At 68.5% G+C, this 20,451-nt stretch carries 19 protein-coding genes and 1 tRNA gene; 14 read left to right on the top strand and 6 right to left on the bottom strand.

The window, feature by feature from the left end:
• Positions 1 to 3: 3 nt before the first annotated feature.
• The 3 genes from K7G19_RS06850 to K7G19_RS06860 form a co-directional block, all read right to left on the bottom strand.
• Positions 4 to 870, bottom strand: a complete 867-nt coding sequence (locus K7G19_RS06850) for a branched-chain amino acid ABC transporter permease (RefSeq protein WP_149318893.1) — start codon at positions 868 to 870, stop codon at positions 4 to 6.
• Between the two features lie 114 nt (positions 871 to 984).
• Positions 985 to 2,178, bottom strand: coding sequence for an ABC transporter substrate-binding protein (locus K7G19_RS06855; RefSeq protein ID WP_149318894.1), 1,194 nt, complete (start codon positions 2,176 to 2,178; stop codon positions 985 to 987).
• Positions 2,179 to 2,523: 345 nt separating this feature from the next.
• Positions 2,524 to 4,197, bottom strand: a complete 1,674-nt coding sequence (locus K7G19_RS06860) for a benzoate-CoA ligase family protein (RefSeq protein WP_226106529.1) — start codon at positions 4,195 to 4,197, stop codon at positions 2,524 to 2,526.
• A 249-nt stretch (positions 4,198 to 4,446) separates the two neighbouring features.
• On the opposite strand from K7G19_RS06860, the gene K7G19_RS06865 reads away from it, so the two are divergent.
• The 12 genes from K7G19_RS06865 (at position 4,447) to K7G19_RS06920 (ending at position 15,159) form a co-directional block, all read left to right on the top strand.
• Entirely contained in the window at positions 4,447 to 5,376 is a 930-nt protein-coding gene (locus K7G19_RS06865) for a helix-turn-helix transcriptional regulator (protein ID WP_226106532.1), read from the top strand.
• Between the two features lie 284 nt (positions 5,377 to 5,660).
• On the top strand, positions 5,661 to 6,056 hold the full coding sequence (locus K7G19_RS06870; protein ID WP_370639503.1) for an antitoxin Xre/MbcA/ParS toxin-binding domain-containing protein: 396 nt from the start codon (positions 5,661 to 5,663) through the stop codon (positions 6,054 to 6,056).
• The gene (locus tag K7G19_RS06875; RefSeq protein WP_149318897.1) at positions 6,016 to 6,774 is read left to right on the top strand and encodes an RES family NAD+ phosphorylase; all 759 of its coding nucleotides are present in this window, start codon (positions 6,016 to 6,018) and stop codon (positions 6,772 to 6,774) included. The genes K7G19_RS06870 and K7G19_RS06875 overlap by 41 nt, the downstream gene beginning before the upstream one ends.
• A gap of 79 nt (positions 6,775 to 6,853) precedes the next feature.
• Positions 6,854 to 6,930: transfer RNA gene (locus tag K7G19_RS06880), tRNA-Met, on the top strand.
• 188 nt (positions 6,931 to 7,118) lie between these two features.
• Positions 7,119 to 7,703, top strand: a complete 585-nt coding sequence (locus K7G19_RS06885; RefSeq protein WP_226106535.1) for an NUDIX hydrolase — start codon at positions 7,119 to 7,121, stop codon at positions 7,701 to 7,703.
• 177 nt (positions 7,704 to 7,880) lie between these two features.
• Positions 7,881 to 8,630, top strand: a complete 750-nt coding sequence (gene aat, locus K7G19_RS06890) for a leucyl/phenylalanyl-tRNA--protein transferase (RefSeq protein WP_149318898.1) — start codon at positions 7,881 to 7,883, stop codon at positions 8,628 to 8,630.
• 46 nt (positions 8,631 to 8,676) lie between these two features.
• Positions 8,677 to 9,429, top strand: coding sequence for an arginyltransferase (locus K7G19_RS06895; protein WP_149318899.1), 753 nt, complete (start codon positions 8,677 to 8,679; stop codon positions 9,427 to 9,429).
• 273 nt (positions 9,430 to 9,702) lie between these two features.
• Positions 9,703 to 10,737, top strand: coding sequence for a quinone-dependent dihydroorotate dehydrogenase (locus K7G19_RS06900; RefSeq protein WP_150083090.1), 1,035 nt, complete (start codon positions 9,703 to 9,705; stop codon positions 10,735 to 10,737).
• 142 nt (positions 10,738 to 10,879) lie between these two features.
• The gene (locus K7G19_RS06905; RefSeq protein ID WP_150083092.1) at positions 10,880 to 11,938 is read left to right on the top strand and encodes an aldo/keto reductase; all 1,059 of its coding nucleotides are present in this window, start codon (positions 10,880 to 10,882) and stop codon (positions 11,936 to 11,938) included.
• A gap of 357 nt (positions 11,939 to 12,295) precedes the next feature.
• Complete coding sequence (locus tag K7G19_RS06910; RefSeq protein WP_149318902.1) at positions 12,296 to 13,267, top strand: ABC transporter substrate-binding protein; 972 nt, start codon at positions 12,296 to 12,298, stop codon at positions 13,265 to 13,267.
• A gap of 199 nt (positions 13,268 to 13,466) precedes the next feature.
• Positions 13,467 to 14,363: an ABC transporter permease gene (locus K7G19_RS06915; protein ID WP_053821985.1), complete on the top strand. Its 897-nt coding sequence runs from the start codon at positions 13,467 to 13,469 to the stop codon at positions 14,361 to 14,363.
• 1 nt (position 14,364) lies between these two features.
• Positions 14,365 to 15,159 carry an ABC transporter ATP-binding protein gene (locus tag K7G19_RS06920; protein ID WP_149318903.1) on the top strand — a complete coding sequence of 265 codons (795 nt, stop codon included), beginning with the start codon at positions 14,365 to 14,367 and terminating at the stop codon, positions 15,157 to 15,159.
• Between the two features lie 126 nt (positions 15,160 to 15,285).
• Here the strand turns inward: K7G19_RS06920 and K7G19_RS06925 are convergent, their stop codons facing one another.
• From K7G19_RS06925 to K7G19_RS06935, 3 genes are all read right to left on the bottom strand, one after another.
• Positions 15,286 to 15,522: a hypothetical protein gene (locus K7G19_RS06925; protein WP_226107047.1), complete on the bottom strand. Its 237-nt coding sequence runs from the start codon at positions 15,520 to 15,522 to the stop codon at positions 15,286 to 15,288.
• Positions 15,523 to 15,623: 101 nt separating this feature from the next.
• Positions 15,624 to 17,036 carry a LutB/LldF family L-lactate oxidation iron-sulfur protein gene (locus tag K7G19_RS06930; RefSeq protein ID WP_149318904.1) on the bottom strand — a complete coding sequence of 471 codons (1,413 nt, stop codon included), beginning with the start codon at positions 17,034 to 17,036 and terminating at the stop codon, positions 15,624 to 15,626.
• Positions 17,037 to 17,086: 50 nt separating this feature from the next.
• Positions 17,087 to 17,812, bottom strand: a complete 726-nt coding sequence (locus K7G19_RS06935; RefSeq protein WP_226106538.1) for a (Fe-S)-binding protein — start codon at positions 17,810 to 17,812, stop codon at positions 17,087 to 17,089.
• A gap of 249 nt (positions 17,813 to 18,061) precedes the next feature.
• Between K7G19_RS06935 and K7G19_RS06940 the strand changes: the two genes are divergently transcribed.
• Entirely contained in the window at positions 18,062 to 18,847 is a 786-nt protein-coding gene (locus K7G19_RS06940; protein WP_006578410.1) for an IclR family transcriptional regulator, read from the top strand.
• A 162-nt stretch (positions 18,848 to 19,009) separates the two neighbouring features.
• The gene (locus tag K7G19_RS06945; RefSeq protein WP_226106540.1) at positions 19,010 to 20,422 is read left to right on the top strand and encodes an FAD-binding oxidoreductase; all 1,413 of its coding nucleotides are present in this window, start codon (positions 19,010 to 19,012) and stop codon (positions 20,420 to 20,422) included.
• Positions 20,423 to 20,451 lie beyond the last annotated feature (29 nt).

Here is a 20,451-nt window from a genome sequence, read left to right on the forward strand (position 1 = left end):
GCGCTAGCCCGCCTTGAACAGGCCCTGGGGTTTCCAGAGCAGAATGATCGCCATCAGCAGATAGACCAGCACGCCCGCCGCCTCCTGCCAGAAGACCTTGCCGAAGGTATCGACGAAGCCGAGCAGCAGCGCGGCGACCATCGCGCCCTTGACCGAGCCGATGCCGCCGATCACCACCACCACGAAACAGACGATCAGCACCTGGCTGCCCATGCCGGGATAGACCGACGACACCGGCGCGGCGATCATGCCGGCCAGCACCGCCAGCGCGACGCCGAGCGCGAACACCAGCCGGTACAGCCGGCCGATGTTGACGCCCAGCGACTGCACCATCTCGCGATTGCTGGCGCCCGCGCGGATCGTCATGCCCAGCCGCGTGCGGCGGATCACGTAGTACATCGCCGCGGCCACCAGCAGGCACACCGCCGAGATGAACAGCCGGTAGACCGGATAGGTCATCTCGTTGCCGATCGGCAGCGCGCCGTCGAGCAGCGGAGGCACCGGCACGCCATGCACGTCGTCGCCGACCAGGATGCTGCGCATCTCCTCGAACACCAGGATCAGTCCATAGGTCATCAGCACCTGCTGCAGGTGGTCGCGTTCGTACAGATAGCTGAAGAACACCCACTCGAGCAGATAGCCGAACGCGACCGCCAGCACGATGCCAAGCGGCAGCGCGATGAACAGGCTGCCGGTCATGCTCGCCAGCGTGAAGGCCAGATAGGCGCCCAGCATGTAGAAGCTGCCGTGGGCGAGATTGATCACGCCCATGATGCCGAAGATCAGCGTCAGGCCGCTGGCGACCAGGAACAGCAGCAGGCCGTACTGCACGCTGTTCAGGCACTGGATCAGGAAGGAGACGAGGTCCATGCGAGGCGATCGGTCGTTGACGGGGCCGCGGCCGGCGCGAGCCGGTATGCCGCGGCCGTTAAGGCATGCAGGAGGCAGGCGATCGAGTGGCCGACTGGCGCGGTCAGCCCCACATTACAGGCGGCAGCCGCGCGCCGGATCGGCCAGCGCCTTCACCGCGATGCCGCTGACCTTGTTCTCGCGCCCCTCGACCTTGCGCAGATAGAAGTCCTGCACCGGGTTGTGGGCGCGCGACAGCGTGAAGGTGCCGCGCGGGCTGTCGATGCGCGCCGCGGCGATCGCCTTGTAGACGTCCGCCTTGCGGCTCATGTCGCCCTTGACCGCGCTGGCGCCGGCGGCCAGCATCTGCGCGGCGTCGTAGCCCTGTACCGCATAGACATCGGGCTGCAGCTTGTAAGCCTTCGCATAATTGAGCCGGAACTGCTTGTCGCGCGGATTCTGCAGGCCGTCGGCGTAGTGCAGCGTGGTCTCCAGGCCTTGCGCGGCGGCGCCCTGCGCCTCGAGCGTGCCGTCGGTCAGGAAGCCCGATGCATACAGCGGAATCTTGTCCTTCAGGCCCGCCGCGGCCCAGTCCTTGACGAACTTGACCGCGCCGCCGCCGGCGAAGAAGACGAACACGGCATCGGGCTTGAGCGAGGCGATCTCGGTGATCTGCGCCTGGAATTCGACGTTGGGGAACGGCAGGCTCAGTTCCTTGACGATCTTGCCGCCCTTGGCCTCGAACGCCTCCTTGAAGCCGCGCACCGACTGCTCGCCGGCCGCGTACTTCCACGTCAGCGTGACGACCCGCTTCATGCCGCGTTCGGCCACCACCTGGCCCATCGCATAGCCGGGCTGCCAGTTCGAGAACGAGGAGCGGAAGATGTTGGGCCCGCACAGGGGACCGGTGGCCTCGTCGGCCCCGGCGTTCGGGATGATCAGCAGCGTGTTGCTTTCCTTGGCGACCTTGACGATGCCCATCTGCACGCCCGAGTGCACGGTGCCGACCACCACGTCGACCTGGTCGCGCTTGACCAGCTTGTTGGCGTTCTCGGGCGCCTTGGCCGGATCCGATTCATCGTCGACCTTGAAGTACTCGACCTCGCGCCCGCCCAGCCGGCCGCCCTGCTCCTGCACGTACATGCGGAAGCCGTTCTCGATCGCCGTGCCGAGCGCCGCGTAGGTGCCGGTGTAGGGCAGCATGAAGCCGACCTTGATCTTGCCGGCCGCCGCGGATGGCGCGGGCTGCCCCGTGGCGGCGCCCGCCAGCGTCAGCGCGGCGACGGCAACACAGGCCGGCGCCAGGCGGCGCGAGATGAAGCGATGCATGGATGTCTCCTCCTGGTGGTTCAGCGGGTCGCTCGCGCGACGGTGCGACGGCGTCCGTTCCATTGCGCCATGCCTGCCCGCCGAGACCGCGTGGTTGCTTGCGAAGTTGCATGCGGCGCGGCCTGCGGTCGGGCGTGGCATCGCGGCGGTGCGGCGCCAATTATTTTAGGTTTGAAGTTTTCGCCGTTATAAACCCCGCCATGGATGGCGTCAATGCAGTGGAACCCGGCGCCGCGGCCACCGAGGCTGGCGGTGCCTCCGGGGCTATCGAAGCGACCGGGCCGACCGGCTCGCGCCCGAGTGTAATGACGCGCGGGCCGCGGGGATATCGCGGCTTACCCTGTCTCATGGCGCGGATGGCGACGGAACGGCGCCCGCCGCGTCGGTCGCGGACGTGCGCGCCTGCTCCGCGTCGGTCGCGCCCTCGCGTGCCTGCCGCTCGCGCTGCCGCAGGCGGAAGCGCTGGATCTTGCCGGTCGCGGTCTTGGGCAGCTCGGCCACGCATTCGATCCGGCGCGGATACTTGTACGGCGCCAGGCTGCTCTTGACGAAGGCCTGCAGCTCGGCCTCCATGCCGTCGTGCCATTCGTGGCCGGGACGCAGCACCACGTAGGCCTTGGGCTTGACCAGACGGTCGGCGTCCTCGACGCCGATCACCGCCGCCTCCAGCACCGCGGGATGGCGCGCCAGCGCCGCCTCGACCTCGAATGGCGAGACATAGATGCCGCCGACCTTCAGCATGTCGTCGCTGCGCCCGGCATAGACATAGTAACCGTCCGCATCGCACAGATACTTGTCGCCGCTGCGGGTCCATTCGCCGACGAAGGTATCGCGGGTCTTGTCGCGATTGCCCCAGTACATCAGCGCGGCCGACGGCCCCTTGATGTACAGGTCGCCGATCTCGCCGGGCGCGCAGGGCTGGCCGGCGTCGTCCAGCAGTTTCAGCTCGTAGCCGGGCACCGCCTTGCCGGTAGTGCCGTAGCGGACGTCGCCGGGACGATTCGACAGGAAGATGTGCAGCATCTCGGTCGAGCCGATGCCGTCGAGGATGTCGCAGCCGAAATGGGCGCGGAACCGCTCGCCGATATCGCGCGGCAGCGCCTCGCCGGCGGAGGTACAGACGCGCAGCGCGACCGCTTCGCGCGCCGGCAGGTCGGGGGCGGCCAGCATGCCGGCAAACAGCGTCGGCACGCCACAGAACACCGTCGGCCGCTGCCCGGTCAGGCGGCGGAACACCGCCTGCGGCGTCGGCCGCTCGGCCATCAGCAGCGTGGTGGCGCCGACCGACAGCGGAAAGGTCAAGGCGTTGCCGAGCCCGTAGGCGAAGAACAGCTTGGCTGCGGAGAACACCACGTCGTCCTCGCGCAGGCCCAGCACCTGGCGGGCATAGAGGTCGGCGGTATGGAACAGGTTGCCGTGGGTATGGACGGTGCCCTTGGGCCGGCCGGTCGAGCCCGACGAATAGAGCCAGAACGCCATGTGGTCCGGTCCGGTGGCCGCAGGGTGCGCCAGCGGCGTACCGCTGCCGGCCAGCCCCGCCACGGTCGCCGCCGCGGGCGCCTCGCCTTGCGGCAGGTGTCCATCGTCGGGCAGCGGCGCCGCGACGATCCACAGCGGCTCGACCCCGGCGCGTTGCGCCGCTTCGCGCAGGGCCGGCAGCAGCGGCGCGGACACCACGGCGGCACGCGCGCCGCTGTGTTCGAGCATGTAGGCGTAATCGTCCACCGTCAGCAGCGTATTGACGGCAACCGGCACCACGCCGGCCAGCAGGCAGCCGAGAAACGCCACGGGGAAATCGATGGTGTCGAGCGCGCACAGCAGCAGCCGCTCCTCGGGCCGCAGCCCGGCCGCCAGCAGCGCGCCGGCGAAGCCTCGGCTGCGCGCATCGAGCTCGGCGTAGGTCAGCGTCGCGGTGTCGTCGCGATAGGCCAGCTTGTCGCCCCGGCCGGCATCCAGATTGCGCGACAGCAGATCGGCGGCGGCGTTGTAGCGCGCCGGCAAAGCGGTCGGGGACGTCATGTCTCACTCCTTGGGCGGCCCGAAGGCGGCCTCTTGTCGGCCGTTGGTGCACGCCCCGGCGGCAATTTGCGGCGGCACCTTATCGTTGTTGATGCATTTTATTGCACATCGACTAAGATGCAAGCTCAGGAATGCACTATATGGCAGCGAAAAAGGCTTGGGGTGAACCCGGGGTATGCCGTCCATGTGCCCTATAATGCCGCACCCAACGCCTGTCGCTGCTTCCCTCCTTCCCAACCCTTGCCCGCCATGCGCCGCGCCACCGAAGCCACTGCGCCTTTGTCCGACGCCGAGCCCCGCCAGCCCGGCGAGCGCGATCCGTACCTGACCCAGCTGGGCGAGCGCATCCGCTCGCTGCGCGCGGCCCGCGGCATGTCGCGCAAGGATCTGGCGCGCGGGGCCGGGGTCTCGGAGCGCTATCTGGCCAATCTCGAAACCGGTACCGGCAACGCCTCCGTGCTGCTGTTGCGGCAGGTTGCGGCCGCGCTGAACGTGCCGCTGCCGGTGGTGCTGGCCGAGGCCGACGGCGGCAACGGCGCGCGCGCCGCCGAATTCGGCCAGCTTCTGCAATGGCTCGCGCAACTGCCGCCCGCCGATCTGGCCCGCGTGCGCGAGGCCTGCCGCAATGCCCTCGCACCGTCCGCCCCCTTCGACGCGCGCCATCAGCGAATCGCGCTGATCGGCCTGCGCGGCGCCGGCAAATCGACGCTGGGCCGGGCGCTGGCCGAGGCGCGCGAGTTGCCCTTCGTCGAGCTGAACGGCGCGATCGAACAGGAGGCCGGCGCCACGCTGTCGGAAATCCATTCGCTGTACGGCCAGGCCGCCTACCGCCGCTACGAACTGCGCGCGCTGGAACGCGTGCTGCGCGAGCACGAGCGGCTGGTGCTGGCGACGCCGGGCAGCCTGGTGTCCGAGCCGGCCACCTTCAATCTGCTGCTCGCCAACTGCTACACGGTCTGGGTCAAGACCTCGCCCGAGGAACACATGGCGCGCGTGGTCGCCCAGGGCGACATGCGGCCGATGCAGGGCAACAGCGAGGCGATGGCCGACCTGCGCCGCATCCTGCAGGCCCGCACGCCGCTCTACGCGCGCGCCGACGCGGTGATCGACACCAGCGGGCAGAGTCTGGACGCGTCGCTGCAGGCGCTGCAGACGGTGCTGCAGGACGCCGGCGCCTGAGCCACGGCTCGATGGCGGCTGGCGCCGGCGCCGAGCTACCGGCCTCGGCGGCCGTTGCGCCCGGCACCTGAGCGACGGCCTGGGCGGCCGGCTCGCACTATATTTCATCGCCCTGCTGCCCGTCCGGCTGCGTGTCCGCCGGATTGCTCCGCCGCGGCGCGGCCCGGGAACGGCGCCGGAAAGGCGGCGGTCGAACGGGCGTACGCAAGGAATCCCCGCAAAAGTGGTTTTCCTGCTTCCCTTGCGAAACAAGTGGCCTATAATGTTTCCAAGGAAACAGGAGCATGGCGATGCAGACCAAGCAACTTCGGCAGCAGCTTCCCGCCGGGGCCCCGGATGCCGGGGCAACCCTGACCAAGGCCGTGATGCGCGCGGCCGGCTTCCTCGGTATCAGCCAGGCCGTGGTCGCCAGCGTGCTGGGCATCAGCACGGCCTCCGTCTCGCGCATGGCCTCGGGCCACTACGTGCTGGACAACCACCGCAAGGAATGGGAGTTCGGCGTGCTGTTCGTGCGCCTGTTCCGCTCCCTCGATGCCATCCTCGGGCATGGCGACCAGGCCCGGCTATGGCTGGCCAATGACAATCTCGCGCTGGGCGGCAAGCCGCTCGAACTGATCCGTACTACCGAAGGCCTGGTTCGTGTCGTTCACTATCTGGACGCCACCCGCGGTCGCATCTGAGCGCAAGCCGTTTGCGCTCACGTTGTGGCGGGCGGTGGAAGCCCAGCATGTGGTTTCCACGATGCCGCTGGTCGACAGCCTCGAAGAGCAGGCTGTGCTGGAGGCCGTGCTCGATGCCGGCAAACCGGCGGTTCCCTCCTACGCCCGCCATCTGCACTACCTGCTGTTCACGCCGTTCCGCTATCCGCCGTCGCCATGGGGCTCGCGCTTTCGCGCGGCGCACGATCCGGGTGTGTTCTACGGCGCGGACGAGATCCGCACCGCCTGCGCGGAGCTGGGCTACTGGCGCTGGCGCTTCCTGCGCGACAGTCCCGCCCTGCCGCGCATCGATGCGCGCGCGCAGACGCTGTTCCAGGTCGGCGTGCGCACCGACGGCGTCGCGCTGGACGAGGCGCCGTTCGCGCGCGATGCCGCGCAATGGCAGGACCCGGTCCACTACGAGGGCTGCCAGGCCTTCGCCCGCGTCGCCCGCGAGGCCGGGCTCGGGCTGATCCGCTACCGCTCGGTGCGCGATCCCGGCCAGGGCCATTGCGCCGCCGTGCTGACGCCGCTGGCCTTCTCCTCGCCCGCGCCGCTGGTCACCACCACGTGGATGCTGACGGTGCGGCCCGACCGCGTGATCTGGCAACGCGACGATCTGCTGCAACGCGAGAATTTCGAGTTCGAGGCGGTGCTGTGGGAACGCCCGAACGGCAATGCGGCCCCTGCAAGCGCTTGAAATGCGGCCCACGATACTTTCGCTCATATCTCCTGTTGCATTGCGAAAGCGCTTGCCCTATAATCACTTCTTCGACGGACGCGGGGTGGAGCAGTCTGGCAGCTCGTCGGGCTCATAACCCGAAGGTCGCAGGTTCAAATCCTGCCCCCGCAACCAACCGATCGAAACAGCAAAAAGAACTCAGCAAAAAGCAGCCGCCCCGATTCACCGGGCGGCTTTTTTGTTTCTGCGTGCTTTCCGCAGTTCGCTGCCGCTCATTCGAGCGCGCGCCAGGGTCACGGCTCCACGGTCGTGCCGCCTCAGGGCCGGTGATAAACTGCGCCCATTCCTCCCGGACCGAATCCATGAAATTCTGCTCGAACTGCGGCCATGCGGTCGTGCTGCGCATCCCCGATGGCGACAACCGGCCGCGCCATCTCTGCGATCAATGCGGCACCATCCATTACGTCAATCCGCGCAATGTGGTCGGCACGGTTCCGGTCTGGGAAGACAAGATCCTGCTGTGCAAGCGCGCGATCGAGCCGCGCTACGGCTTCTGGACGCTGCCGGCCGGCTTCATGGAGATCGGCGAGACCACCGCCCAGGCCGCCGCCCGCGAAACGCTGGAGGAAGCCGGCGCGCGCGTGCAGATCGGCGAGCTGTTCTCGATGCTGAACGTGCCGCACGTGCATCAGGTCCATCTGTTCTATCTGGCCAGGCTGGAAGACCTCGATATCGCGCCGGGCGAGGAAAGCCTCGAGGTCAAGCTGGTCGACGAGGCGGACGTACCCTGGGACGAGTTGGCCTTCCCCACCGTGATCCACACCCTGCACTGCTTCTTCGCCGACCGCGCGGCCGGTCGTATCGCGGATGGCAGCTTCCGGCTGCATACGCTCGATATCGACAAGCCGATGCGCCCGCTGGCGGCGCGCGCGACGGTGGAGCCCTGAACGCGCGGGCCGCCTTCCGGGCCGCCTTCCGGGCCGCCTTCCGAGCCCCCCTCAGCGCCGCATGCAGAGCCAACATCCACGCTGCCACCGCGCCACCTCCGTGACGATCGCGCTCCCCGCCCCGTTCAACCGCGCCTTCCACCGCGCCGTCGCCCGCGCCCTCGCCTCCTCTCGCGCATGATCGCCTGGCTCGACCCGCACGATCCGTTTCCCCCGGTCGATGCCGCGCTGGGCCCCGACTCCGAAGCCCCCGGCCTGCTGGCCGCGAGCCGCGACCTGACCCCGCAGCGCCTGCTGCTGGCCTACCGCCACGGCATCTTTCCCTGGTACGCGCAGGGCCAGCCGGTGCTGTGGTGGAGCACCGATCCGCGCATGGTGCTCGATCCCACCGCGCTGCGGGTCTCGCTGAGCCTGCGCAAGACGCTCAAGCGCGTGCTGCGCGAGGACGACTGGCAGATCCGCGTGGACGACGATTTCGAATCGGTGATGCGCGCCTGCGCCGAGACGCCGCGCGCGGGGCAGCACGGCACGTGGATCACGCCGGAGATCGTCGAGGCCTACGGCGCGCTGCACGCGCGCGGCATGGCCCATTCGGTCGAGACCTGGTATCGCGGCGAGCGCGTCGGCGGGCTGTACGGCGTCGCGCTGGGCCGCATGTTCTACGGCGAGTCGATGTTCGCGCGCCGCACCGACGCCTCGAAAATCGCGCTGGCGGCGCTGTGCGGCTTCCTCGCCGGCCACGGGGTGACGATGATAGACTGCCAGCAGGAAACCGAGCACCTCGCCTCGCTGGGCGCGCGGCCGATTCCGCGCAGCGAGTTCGTCGCGCATCTGCGCACGGCGACCGCGCAGCCGCAGATCGTGCCGTGGCGGTTCGACAAGACGGTGCTCGAATGGTGGACACGGGCGCGCCAGGCCGAGCGCTAGCGCCCCGCGCTCCGACCGCGGCAGCACCCGACGGCAGCATCCGATCATGAGCAAGCTCAAGGAATTGCCCCTTTCCGCGCTGCAGTTCTATGCAACGGCGCCCTACGCTTGCAGCTATCTCGAAGGCCGCATGGCCCGCTCGCAGGTGGCCACCCCCGCGCACCTGATCAATGCCGACGTCTATTCCCGCCTGGTGCGCGCCGGCTTCCGGCGCAGCGGCGTCTTCACCTACCGCCCCTATTGCGACGATTGCCATGCCTGCACGCCGTGCCGGCTCGCGGTCGACCAGTTCGAGCCGGATCGCAGCCAGCGCCGCGCCTGGCAGCGCCACCGCCATCTGCAGGCGCTGGTCGCGCCGCTGACCTACGTCGAGGAACACTACGCGCTGTATCTGCGCTACCAGTCGATGCGGCACGCCGGCGGCGGCATGGACCAGGACAGCCGCGACCAGTACGAGCAGTTCCTGCTGCAGAGCCGCGTCAATTCGCGGCTGGTCGAATTCCGCGATCCGCCCGACGCCGCCGAGCCCGGCAAGCTGCGCATGGTCAGCATGATCGACGTGCTCGACGACGGCCTGTCGTCGGTCTACACCTTCTACGATCCGCTGCAGCCCAAGACCAGCTACGGCACCTACAACATCCTGTGGCAGATCGAGCAGACCCGCGAACTGGGCCTGCCGCATCTGTACCTCGGCTACTGGATCGCCAACAGCCGCAAGATGGCCTACAAGGCGCGCTTCCAGCCGCTGCAGGTGCTGGTAGGCAACCAGTGGCGGCCGTTCGAGTCCGAGGGCGCCTGAGCGCGCGGCTCGGCACGCGCATCACGCCTTCACGCTCTACCGCGCGATCCACGGCCGCGCATCACCGCTTCACCGCTTCACGGCGTCACCACGGTATCTCCCCCCGCGCCGGCCTCCCCGGCGCCCCAAGCGCCGCTGCCGTTACAATATCGCCCTGACCGCGCCGCCACCCGCCCGCGGTGCATCGCCGGACCCGCCCCGCCGCTCTCCGCTTGGTCGCCCGTGGCCGCCCGGTCTCCGATTCCCTGCCCCGACTCCCTGCCGATTTCCGCCGTGCTCAACGCGCTCTATCCCCTGTTTCGTCCCGCCCTGTTCTCGATGGACGCCGAGGACGCTCACCATCTGACCCTCGACAACCTGCGCCGCGCGCAACGCCTTGGACTGGCCGGCTGCCTCGGCAACCGCATCGAAGACGATCCGCGCACCGTGATGGGCGTGCGCTTCCCGAATCCGGTCGGACTGGCGGCGGGCCTGGACAAGGACGGCGCCTATATCGACGGCCTGGCCGCGTTCGGCTTCGGCTTTATCGAGGTCGGCACGGTGACGCCGCGCCCGCAGCCCGGCAATCCGCGCCCGCGCATGTTCCGGCTGCCGAAGGCCGAGGCGCTGATCAACCGGATGGGCTTCAACAACGGCGGCGTCGACGCCTTCGTCGCCAACGTCAACGCGTCGCGCTGGAAGGCCGAGGGCGGCGTGCTCGGGCTGAACATCGGCAAGAACGCCGATACGCCGATCGAGCGCGCGGTCGACGACTACCTGTATTGCCTGGAACGCGTCTATCCGCACGCGAGCTACGTCACCGTCAATATCTCGTCGCCGAACACCAAGAACCTGCGGCAACTGCAGGGCGCCAGCGAGCTGGACGGCCTGCTGTCGGCGCTGAAGACCGCGCAGCAGCGGCTGGCCGACCAGCATCGCCGCTACGTGCCGCTGGCGCTGAAGATCGCGCCGGACCTCGACGCCGACCAGATCGGCAATATCGGCGACGCGCTGGTGCGCCACCGGATCGACGGCGTGATCGCCACCAACACGACGATCTCGCGCGAGGCGGTCAAGGGCCTGCCGCATGCCGAGGAAGCCGGCGGCCTGTCGGGCCGGCCGGTGTTCGATGCGTCCACCGCGGTGGTGCGCGCGCTGCGCGCGGTGGTCGGCGACGCGCTGCCGATCATCGGCGTCGGCGGCATCTTCGACGGCGCGCAGGCGCGCGCCAAGATCGACGCGGGCGCGCAGCTGGTGCAGCTCTACACCGGGCTGATCTACCGCGGCCCGGCGCTGGTCAAGGAATGCGCGGCCGCGCTGCGCGCTTGATACGGGCTCGATAGGCGCTCGATACGCGCTTGATGCGGGATCGACGCGCAACATGATGAACGCTTGATGCGGGATGGATGTCGGATGGATCTCGGATGGATACACCGCTTCCTTTCCTCCCGCCCCATATAGAGGAACACGCATGGAAACGATCCGACTAGGCCAGAGCGATTTGCAGGTCTCGCGCATCTGCCTCGGCACGATGACCTTCGGCGAACAGAACACCGAGGCCGAAGGCCACCAGCAGCTGGACTATGCGCTGTCGCGCGGCATCAACTTCATCGACACCGCCGAGATGTACCCGGTCAAGCCGCGCGCCGAGACCTATGGCCGCACCGAGCAGATCGTCGGCAGCTGGCTCAAGCGCCAGCCGCGCGACCGCATCGTGCTGGCCACCAAGGTCGCCGGCCCGGCGCGCATGCCGTGGATCCGCAACGGCGGCGACCTGACGCCGCAGAGCATCCGCGCCGCGGTCGACGAATCGCTCAAGCGCCTGCAGACCGACTACATCGACCTGTACCAGATCCACTGGCCGGCACGCAACGCGCCGATCTTCGGCCAGAAGCAGTTCGACCCGTCGCGCGAGCGCGCCTGCACCAGCATCGCCGCGCAGCTCGATGCAATGGCCCAGCTGGTGCGCGCCGGCAAGATCCGCCATGTCGGCGTGTCGAACGAAACGCCGTGGGGCATCGCCGAATTCGTCAAGCAGGCCGAATTGCACGGGCTGCCGCGCATCGCCACCGTGCAGAACCCCTACAACCTGGTCAATCGCAGCTTCGAGCAGGGCCTGGACGAGGCCTGCTACCGCACCGGCGTCAGCCTGCTGATCTACAGCCCGCTCGCCTTCGGCCAGCTGACCGGCAAGTATCTGCGCGCGAACGCCTCCCAGCCGACCTTCGATCCGTCGGCGGCTGGCCGGCTGACGCGCTTCCCCGCGGACTGGAGCCCGCGCTACATGCGGCCCGAAACGCTGGCGGCCAGCGCCCGCTACGTCGAGCTGGCGCGCGCGCACGGCCTGTCGCCGGCCACGCTGGCGCTGGCCTGGTGCTACTCGCGCTGGTTCGCGCACAGCACCATCATCGGCGCGACCACGCTGGCGCAGCTGCAGGAGAACATCGACGCCTGGGGCGTGCAGCTGCCGGAAGAGGTGCTCGCCGGCATCGAGCGGATCCATGCCGAGATCCACAACCCGGCGCAATGACCGCGCAATGACCGCGCATTGAAGGCGCATTGACGGCGCATTGACGGCGCATTGACGGCGCATTGACGGCGCAGCAAGGACGCAACGAGGGCGCGGCAAGGGCGCGGCAAGGGCGCAATAACGGGCAACAACAGGGCAATGAATCCGCAGCGAAACCCGACCTCGGTGGGGGTCCCGCACCGCGCCGCAACAGGGCACCGCGGGCCGGGGAAATGGTATCCTCGCGGGCTTGACGCCGCCCCCGTTGGCGGTGCGCGAACCACGCGCGCCAGCCGGCGATCCACTGGAACCACCGAGGCAGAGGGGCGGCCGACCCAACCGAAACCCACAACCAAATATTCGAGGGGAGATTCGACCATGACCATGCTGAAAACTTCGACCAAGACCTTGCTCGCCGGCGCCGTCGCGCTGGCCCTGCTGCACGGCGGCGCGGTGAACGCGCAGACCGTCAAGGTGCTCTCGATCGTCGATCACCCCGCGCTGGACGCGATCCGCGACGGCGTGCGCGCCGAACTGAAGTCGGCCGGCTACGACGCCGACAAGAACCTGAAGTGGGAATACCAGAGCGCCCAGGGCAATACCGGCACCGCCGCGCAGATCGCCCGCAAGTTCGTCGGCGACCAGCCCAACGCGATCGTCGCCATCGCGACGCCGGCCGCGCAGGCCGTGGTGGCCTCGACCAAGACCGTGCCGGTCGTCTACTCGGGCGTCACCGACCCGGTCGCGGCGCAACTGGTCAAGGGCTGGCAGGCCAGCGGCACCAATGTGACCGGCGTGTCCGACAAGCTGCCGCTGGACAAGCAGGTCGCGCTGATCAAGCGCGTGGTGCCCAAGGCCAAGACGGTCGGCATGGTCTACAACCCGGGCGAGGCCAACTCGGTCGTTGTCGTCAAGGAACTGAAGTCGCTGCTGGCCAAGGAAGGCCTGACGCTGAAGGAAGCCGCCGCGCCGCGTACCGTCGACATCGGTCCGGCCGCCAAGAGCCTGGTCGGCAAGGTCGACGTGATCTACACGAATACCGACAACAACGTGGTGTCGGCCTACGAGGCGCTGGTCAAGGTCGCCAATGAATCGAAGGTGCCGCTGGTGGCCGCCGATACCGACAGCGTCAAGCGCGGCGCGATCGCGGCGCTGGGCATCAACTACGGCGACCTGGGCGTGCAGACCGGCAAGATCGTCGTGCGCATCCTGAAGGGCGAGAAGCCGGGCGCGATCCCGTCCGAGACCAGCGACAAGCTGGAGCTGTTCGTCAACACGACGGCCGCCGAGAAGCAAGGCGTGACGCTGTCGCAGGACCTGATCAAGGAAGCCAAGCAGGTCATCAAGTAATGACGCAGTGACGACCCGCCGCCCGGCTGCCGGCATGCCGTGCAGCGGGCGACGGGCCGGCGCCACGCCCTACCGGGCCGCGCGCCGACGCCGCTGGTTGCAGCCTGCGGCCCGCCCAGGCGCATGATCCGCCGGCGGCGTCCGCGCCAGTCAGCACGCCCGGCCACCGGCGGGCGCGCATACCGCAACAGGATTCACCATGTCCCTCTTCTCCCTTCTGGGCGCGCTGGAGATCGGCCTGATCTTCAGCCTGGTCGCCCTCGGGGTGCTGATCTCCTTCCGCATCCTCAATTTCCCCGATCTGACCGTCGATGGCAGCTTTCCGCTGGGCGGCGCCGTCGCGGCCACGCTGATCGCCATGGGCCAGGACCCGTTCCTCGCCACCGCGCTCGCCATCGTCGCCGGCGCGATCGCCGGGCTGATCACCGGCTGGCTCAATGTCCGGCTCAAGATCATGGATCTGTTGGCGTCGATCCTGATGATGATCGCGCTGTACTCGATCAACCTGCGCATCATGGGCAGGCCCAATGTGCCGCTGATCACCGAGCCGACGATGTTCACGGTGCTGCAGCCGGAATGGCTGCCCGACTTCATGCTGCGCCCGCTGGTGCTGGTGGTCATCGTGATCGTCGCCAAGCTCGGCCTGGACTGGTTCTTCTCGTCGCAACTCGGGCTGGCGATGCGGGCGACCGGCGCCAATCCGCGCATGGCGCGCGCGCAGGGCATCGCCACCGGCCGCGCCACGCTGGCCGGCATGGCGCTGTCGAACGCGCTGGTCGCGCTGGCCGGCGCGCTGTTCGCGCAGACCCAGGGCGGCTCCGACATCTCGATGGGCATCGGCACCATCGTGATCGGCCTGGCCGCGGTGATCATCGGCGAGACCATCCTGCCGGCCCGCCGGCTGGTGCTGACGACGCTGGCCGTGGTGCTTGGCGCGATCCTGTACCGCTTCTTCATCGCGCTGGCGCTGAACAGCGATTTCATCGGCCTGAAGGCACAGGACCTGAACCTGGTCACCGCGCTGCTGGTGACGGTCGCGCTGGTGCTGCCGGCCACGCGCAAGAAGCTGTTCGGCCGCAAGGCGAATGGAGGCTGACATGCTGCGCGCACAAGACCTGAAGCTGACCTTCAACCCCGGCACGCCGATCGAGACGCGCGCGCTGCGCGGACTGAGCCTGGAGATTCCGTCGGGCCAGTTCGTCGCCGTGATCGGCTCGAACGGCGCCGGCAAGTCGACCTTCCTGAACGCCATCAGCGGCGACCAGATGGTGGACGCCGGCTCCATCACGATCGACGGCAACGACGTCACGCGCAAGCCCGCCTGGGACCGCGCGCCGCTGGTCGCCCGCGTGTTCCAGGACCCGATGGCGGGCACCTGCGAAGCGCTGACGATCGAGGAAAACATGGCGCTGGCGATGGCGCGCGGTTCGCGCCGGGGCTTCCGCCCTGCGCTGAACCGTTCGTCGCGCGAGCTGTTCCGCGAGAAGCTGCGGCTGCTGAACCTGGGGCTGGAAAACCGGCTGACCGACCGCATCGGCCTGCTGTCCGGCGGCCAGCGCCAGGCGGTCAGCCTGCTGATGGCGTCGCTGCAGCCCTCGCGCATCCTGCTGCTGGATGAGCACACCGCGGCGCTGGACCCGAAGACCGCGGCCTTCGTGCTCGAGCTGACGGCCCGCATCGTCGAGGAAAACAAGCTGACCACGATGATGGTGACCCACAGCATGCGGCAGGCGCTGGACTACGGCCAGCGCACCGTGATGCTGCACCAGGGCCAGGTGGTGCTCGACGTGTCGGGCGAGGAACGCAAGGGCCTCGACGTGCCGGACCTGCTGCGCATGTTCGAGCGCAGCCGGCACGAGCAGCTGGACGACGACGCGCTGCTGCTGAGCTGATTCGTCGCCTGCTTCGCCATGCAAGAACCCCGGCCTCGGCCGGGGTTTTTTGCTTGTTTGGGTTTCTGCCTGAGTTTCTGCCTGGGTTTCTGCGTAGCTGCTGCGTGGCTATGTGGGTGGGGTGGCTCAGGCGGTCGCCGCCTTCGCCAGCCATCGCCCCAGCTGGTCCGTCACCGCGGTGCTGGAGAACGAGCAGCTGTCCTGCGCGAATACCGCCGACATCTCGAGCCGGCGCAGCAGTTCCTCCATCGCCTGGCCGAACACCGGCGGCAGCGTCAGTGCCGGGGCCTGTTCACGCCAGGCGCGCACCAGGGCCTCGGCGGGCAACGCCCCGGCGCGATGGCGGTCCAGAGCTTCGCGCATGGCGCGCAGCGGCGCCTGATTCGCGTGATTGCTTGCGTGATCCGCCACGTGATGGCTCGGATCGGCCTGATTGCCCCGATGGGATGGTTTTGCCGGTTCGCTCATGCCTTCGCCCTCCTTTCCTTGTAGAGGTCGCGGAAGGTACGGCCGCTCGGTGCCGGCATGTCCCGCGTATCGGTCCAGCCCCGGCCGCCGAGCGGCAGCTTGCCGATCCGTCCGTCGTTGCGGCCCATGCGGGCCAGCAGGCCTGCCCCGAGCCGCGTCGCCAGCGCGTACAGGCCCGGCCGCTTGGCGACATAGCCCCAGGCGCGCAGCGCCCAGCGCTCCTGCCAGGGCCGCATGCCGCGCTCCATCTGCTTCTCGCGCAGCTTGCGCAGCAGGTCAGACAGCGGGATCGACGCCGGGCAGACGCGGTTGCACTCGCCGCACAGCGTGGCCGCCTGCGGCAGGTCGATGGCATTGCCCAGGCCCACATAGCTGGGCGTCAGCACGCTGCCCATCGGACCCGGATAGACCCAGCCATAGGCGTGGCCGCCGATCTTCTGGTAGACCGGGCAGTGGTTCATGCAGGCGCCGCAGCGGATGCAGCGCAGCATCTCCTGGAAGTCGCCGCCGATCAGGCCGGTACGGCCGCCATCGACCAGCACGAAGTACATATGCTCCGGGCCATCCTGCTCGCCGGGCGCGCGCGGGCCGGTCAGCAGAGAGAAATAGTTCGAGATCGCCTGCCCGGTGGCGGAACGCGGCAGCAGCCGCATCACGGTGGCCAGGTCCTCCAGCGTCGGCAGCACCTTCTCGATGCCGGTAACGGCCACGTGGACGCGCGGCATCACGGTACACATGCCCTCGTTGCCCTCGTTGGTCACCACCGCCACCGAGCCGGTTTCCGCGATCAGGAAGTTGCCGCCGGTCACGCCCATATCGGCCGACAGGAACTCCGGGCGCAGCACCTCGCGGGCTTCGCGGGTCATGTCGGGGATCTCGGTCAGCCGCGGCTTCTGGTGGACCCTGGCGAACAGATCGGCGATCTCGTCCTTGTCCTTGTGCACCACCGGCGCAATGATGTGCGACGGCGGCTCGGCGTCGTTGATCTGCAGGATGTATTCGCCCAGATCGGTCTCGATGCTCTGCACGCCCAGCTCGCCGAGCACCTCGTTGAGCCGCATCTCCTCGGTCACCATCGACTTGCTCTTGATGACCTTGCGCACGCCGTGGCGCTGCGCGATCTCGCCAACCAGCCGTGCCGCGTCGGCGGTCGTCTCGGCGAACAGTACCGTGGCGCCGCGGCGCGTGGCGTTCTCCTCGAAGGTCGCCAGCCAGACGTCGAGGTTGGCCAGTGCACGGTCGCGGCGCTCCTTCAGCGCCTCGCGCGTGGCGGCGAAGTCGATGTCCTCGATCGCCGCCGCGCGCGCGGTGACGAACTTGGTCGACAGCTTCTTCAGGTTCTGCTGCAGGCGCTGGTCGGCCAGCTTCTGGCCGGCGCGCGCCTTGAATTCCATGCTGTGGACTTGCATGCGTGGGGGCCTCTTGCGGGATGCGCGTGGATCCGCGGTCGATGCGGGGTTCAGGCGTCGCCGGCCAGGACCTGGGCGATATGCAGCACGCGGGTGCGCGTATCGCCGGTCCGGCGCAGGCGGCCTTCGATATTGAGGATGCAGCCGAGGTCGCCGAGCACCACCGCGTCGGCGCCGCTGGCGGCGATATTGGCGCACTTCTCGTCGACGATCGCGGTCGAGATATCGCCGTACTTGACCGAGAAGGTACCGCCGAAACCGCAGCAGGCCTCGCAGTCCTTCATCTCGGTCAGCTGCACGCCGGGCAGCTTGCCCAGCAAGGCGCGCGGCTGCTGCTTGACGCCGAGCTCGCGCAGGCCGGAGCAGGAGTCGTGGTAGGTCACGTGGCCGGAAAAGCTGCTGTCGAGCGTGTCGATGCGCGCCACGTTGACCAGGAAATCGGTCAGCTCGTAGACCCGCGTGCGCAGGCGCTCGTAGCGGCCGTTCAGTTCGGGATCGTTGCGCAGCAGGTCGCCGTAGTGATGCAGGATCATGCCGCCGCAGGAGCCCGACGGCACCACCACGTAGTCGAACATCTCGAACTCGCGCAGGAATTTCTCGGCCAGGTCGCGCGAGGCGGCGCGCTCGCCGGAGTTGTAGGCCGGCTGGCCGCAGCAGGTCTGGGCCTCGGGGACCATGACCTCGTAGCCGGCCTTCTCGAGCAGCTTGAGCACCGAAAAGCCGATCTCAGGCCGCATCAGGTCCACCAGACAGGTGACGAACAGACCGACTCGCATGGTTTCCTTACCTTTTTCCAGACCCAAAACCTCGCAATTATGCGCTTTTGCGCCGCGGGTTCGCCACTGCGGCGAGCCGCGACGGTCGGTTTTTGTCGCCCGCCGGCGCCTTCCGATACCTGTCGGCGCCCCAATTTAGGGCCTTCAATGTGCGGAATGCCCGACTATGACATTTCACGTATTGAAATTTTCACGATGCGAGATAGAATCAGGCAGTCGCTTAATATGCCGCATGGCAACAATTTCCCCATGGCTGAAGCAGAGAAGGAACCCGGCAAGACGTCGATCCAGGTGATCGAACGCATGATGACGCTGCTCGATGCGCTCGCGCGGCATGCCGATCCGGTCAGTCTGAAGGAACTCTCCCAGGCTACCGGGCTGCATCCCTCGACGGCGCACCGCATCCTCAACGACATGGTCGCGTGCCGCTTCGTCGACCGCTCCGATCCGGGCAGCTACCGGCTCGGCATGCGCCTGCTGGAGCTCGGCAATCTGGTCAAGGCCCGGCTCTCGGTCCGCGAGGCGGCGCTGGCGCCGATGCGCGCGCTGCACCGCGTCACCGGCCAGACCGTCAACCTGTCGGTGCGCCAGGGCGACGAGATCGTCTATATCGAACGCGCCTACAGCGAGCGCTCCGGCATGCAGGTGGTGCGCGCGATCGGCGGCCGCGCCCCGTTGCATCTGACCTCGGTCGGCAAGCTGTTCCTCGCCGCGGACGAGGTCGCGCGGGTGCGCAACTACGCCACGCGCACCGGCCTGGCCGGCCATACCCGCACCTCGATCACCGACCTTTCCAAGCTGGAGCGCGAACTGAACTGGGTCCGCACCAACGGCTATGCGCGCGACAACGAGGAGCTGGAGCTCGGCGTGCGCTGCATCGCGGCAGGCATCTACGACGACTCCCGCCGGCTGGTGGCGGGCCTGTCGCTGTCGGCGCCGGCGGACCGGCTGCAGGACAGCTGGCTGCAGAACCTGAAGGAAACGGCGTTGCAGATTTCGCGCGGCATGGGCTATACCGCCGATAGTGACGTGTAGCGACGGATAGCGACGGGTAGCGACATGCAGCGGCGCGCAGCCTCGCGCCGCCCCTGCCGCCGGCCGTGCCGCGGCCCGTGCCGCCGCCCCTCATGCCACGCCCCGGAGCGCGGTTCCGCGCGCTCCACCCCTTCCCGATATCGACAGACAGCACACGACGAGATGCAAGACTCCGGTTTTCTGCCGCGCCTGCTCGAGGCGCTGGGACCCGTTGTGGTGACCACCGATGCGCAGGCGATTGCGCCCTGGCTGAGCGACTGGCGCGGGATCTACCGGGGCGATGCCCAGGCCGTGGTGCGGCCCCGGAATACCGACGAAGTCGCGCGCTGCCTGGCGCTGTGCCAGCAGTGGCGCGTGCCGGTGGTGCCGCGCGGCGGCAATACCGGCCTGTGTGGCGGTGCCACGCCCGACGATCGCCCCGCCAACGTGGTGCTGAGCCTGGACCGGATGAACGCGATCCGCTCGGTCGATACCATCGCCAACACGATGGTGGCCGAGGCCGGCTGCATCCTCGGCAATCTGCGCCGCGCCGCCCACGACGCCGACCGCCAGCTGCCGCTGTCGCTGGCCGCCGAGGACTCGTGCCAGATCGGCGGCAACCTCGCGACCAATGCCGGCGGCGTCAACGTGGTGCGCTACGGCATGGCGCGCGAGCTGGTGCTGGGGCTGGAAGCGGTGTTGCCCGACGGCGAGGTCTTCCACGGACTGCGCACGCTTCGCAAGGACAACACCGGCTACGACCTGAAGCAGCTGCTGATCGGGTCCGAAGGCACGCTGGGCGTGATCACCGCCGTGGCGCTGCGGCTGCTGCCGCGCACCGATCAGCGCGCCGTGGTGCTGGCCGCGGTGGAATCGCCGCAGCAGGCGCTGCAGCTGTTCTCGCTGCTGTATTCGCGCTGCGGCGCGCGGCTGCAGGCATTCGAATTCTTCACCGGACCCTGCCTGGATCTGGTGCTGACGCATGCCCAAGGCGTGCAGGCACCGTTCGCCGACCGCCATCCCGCCTATGTGCTGGTCGAACTGGCCGACACCACCGACGAGGCGGGGCTCAACTCGTTGCTGGAAGCGACGATCGGCGACGCGCTGGAACAAGGGCTGTGCCTGGACGCCGCGGTGTCGGCCTCGCTGAGCCAGCTCGAGGCGATGTGGAAGCTGCGCGAGGAAATCTCCGAAGCGCAGCGCGCCGACGGCCCGCACCTGAAGCACGACATCTCCTTGCCGATCGAATCGATCCCGGTATTCATGGAGCGGATGGCGGCGCGGCTGCAGCAGCTGGACGCGGCGATCCGCCCCTTCGTGTTCGGCCACTTCGGCGACGGCAATCTGCACTACAACCTGTCGCGTCCCGCCGGCGCGCCCCAGGACTGGGCGACGACCCACGGCGAGGCCGTCACGGCCGAGGTACTGGACGAGGTCATGCGCCATGGCGGCAGCATCAGCGCCGAGCATGGCATCGGCCAGCTCAAGCGCGAGTATTTCCACCGCTACAAGGATCCGCTCGAACTGCGGCTGATGGTCGGCATCAAGCGGCTGCTCGATCCGGCGGGCATCATGAATCCGGGCAAGCTGCTCTGATCGGCTGACTGCTGCCAGGCCAGGCAGCC

The organism is Cupriavidus sp. DB3, assembly GCF_020418465.1.
Classification (GTDB): Bacteria; Pseudomonadota; Gammaproteobacteria; order Burkholderiales; family Burkholderiaceae; genus Cupriavidus; species Cupriavidus cauae.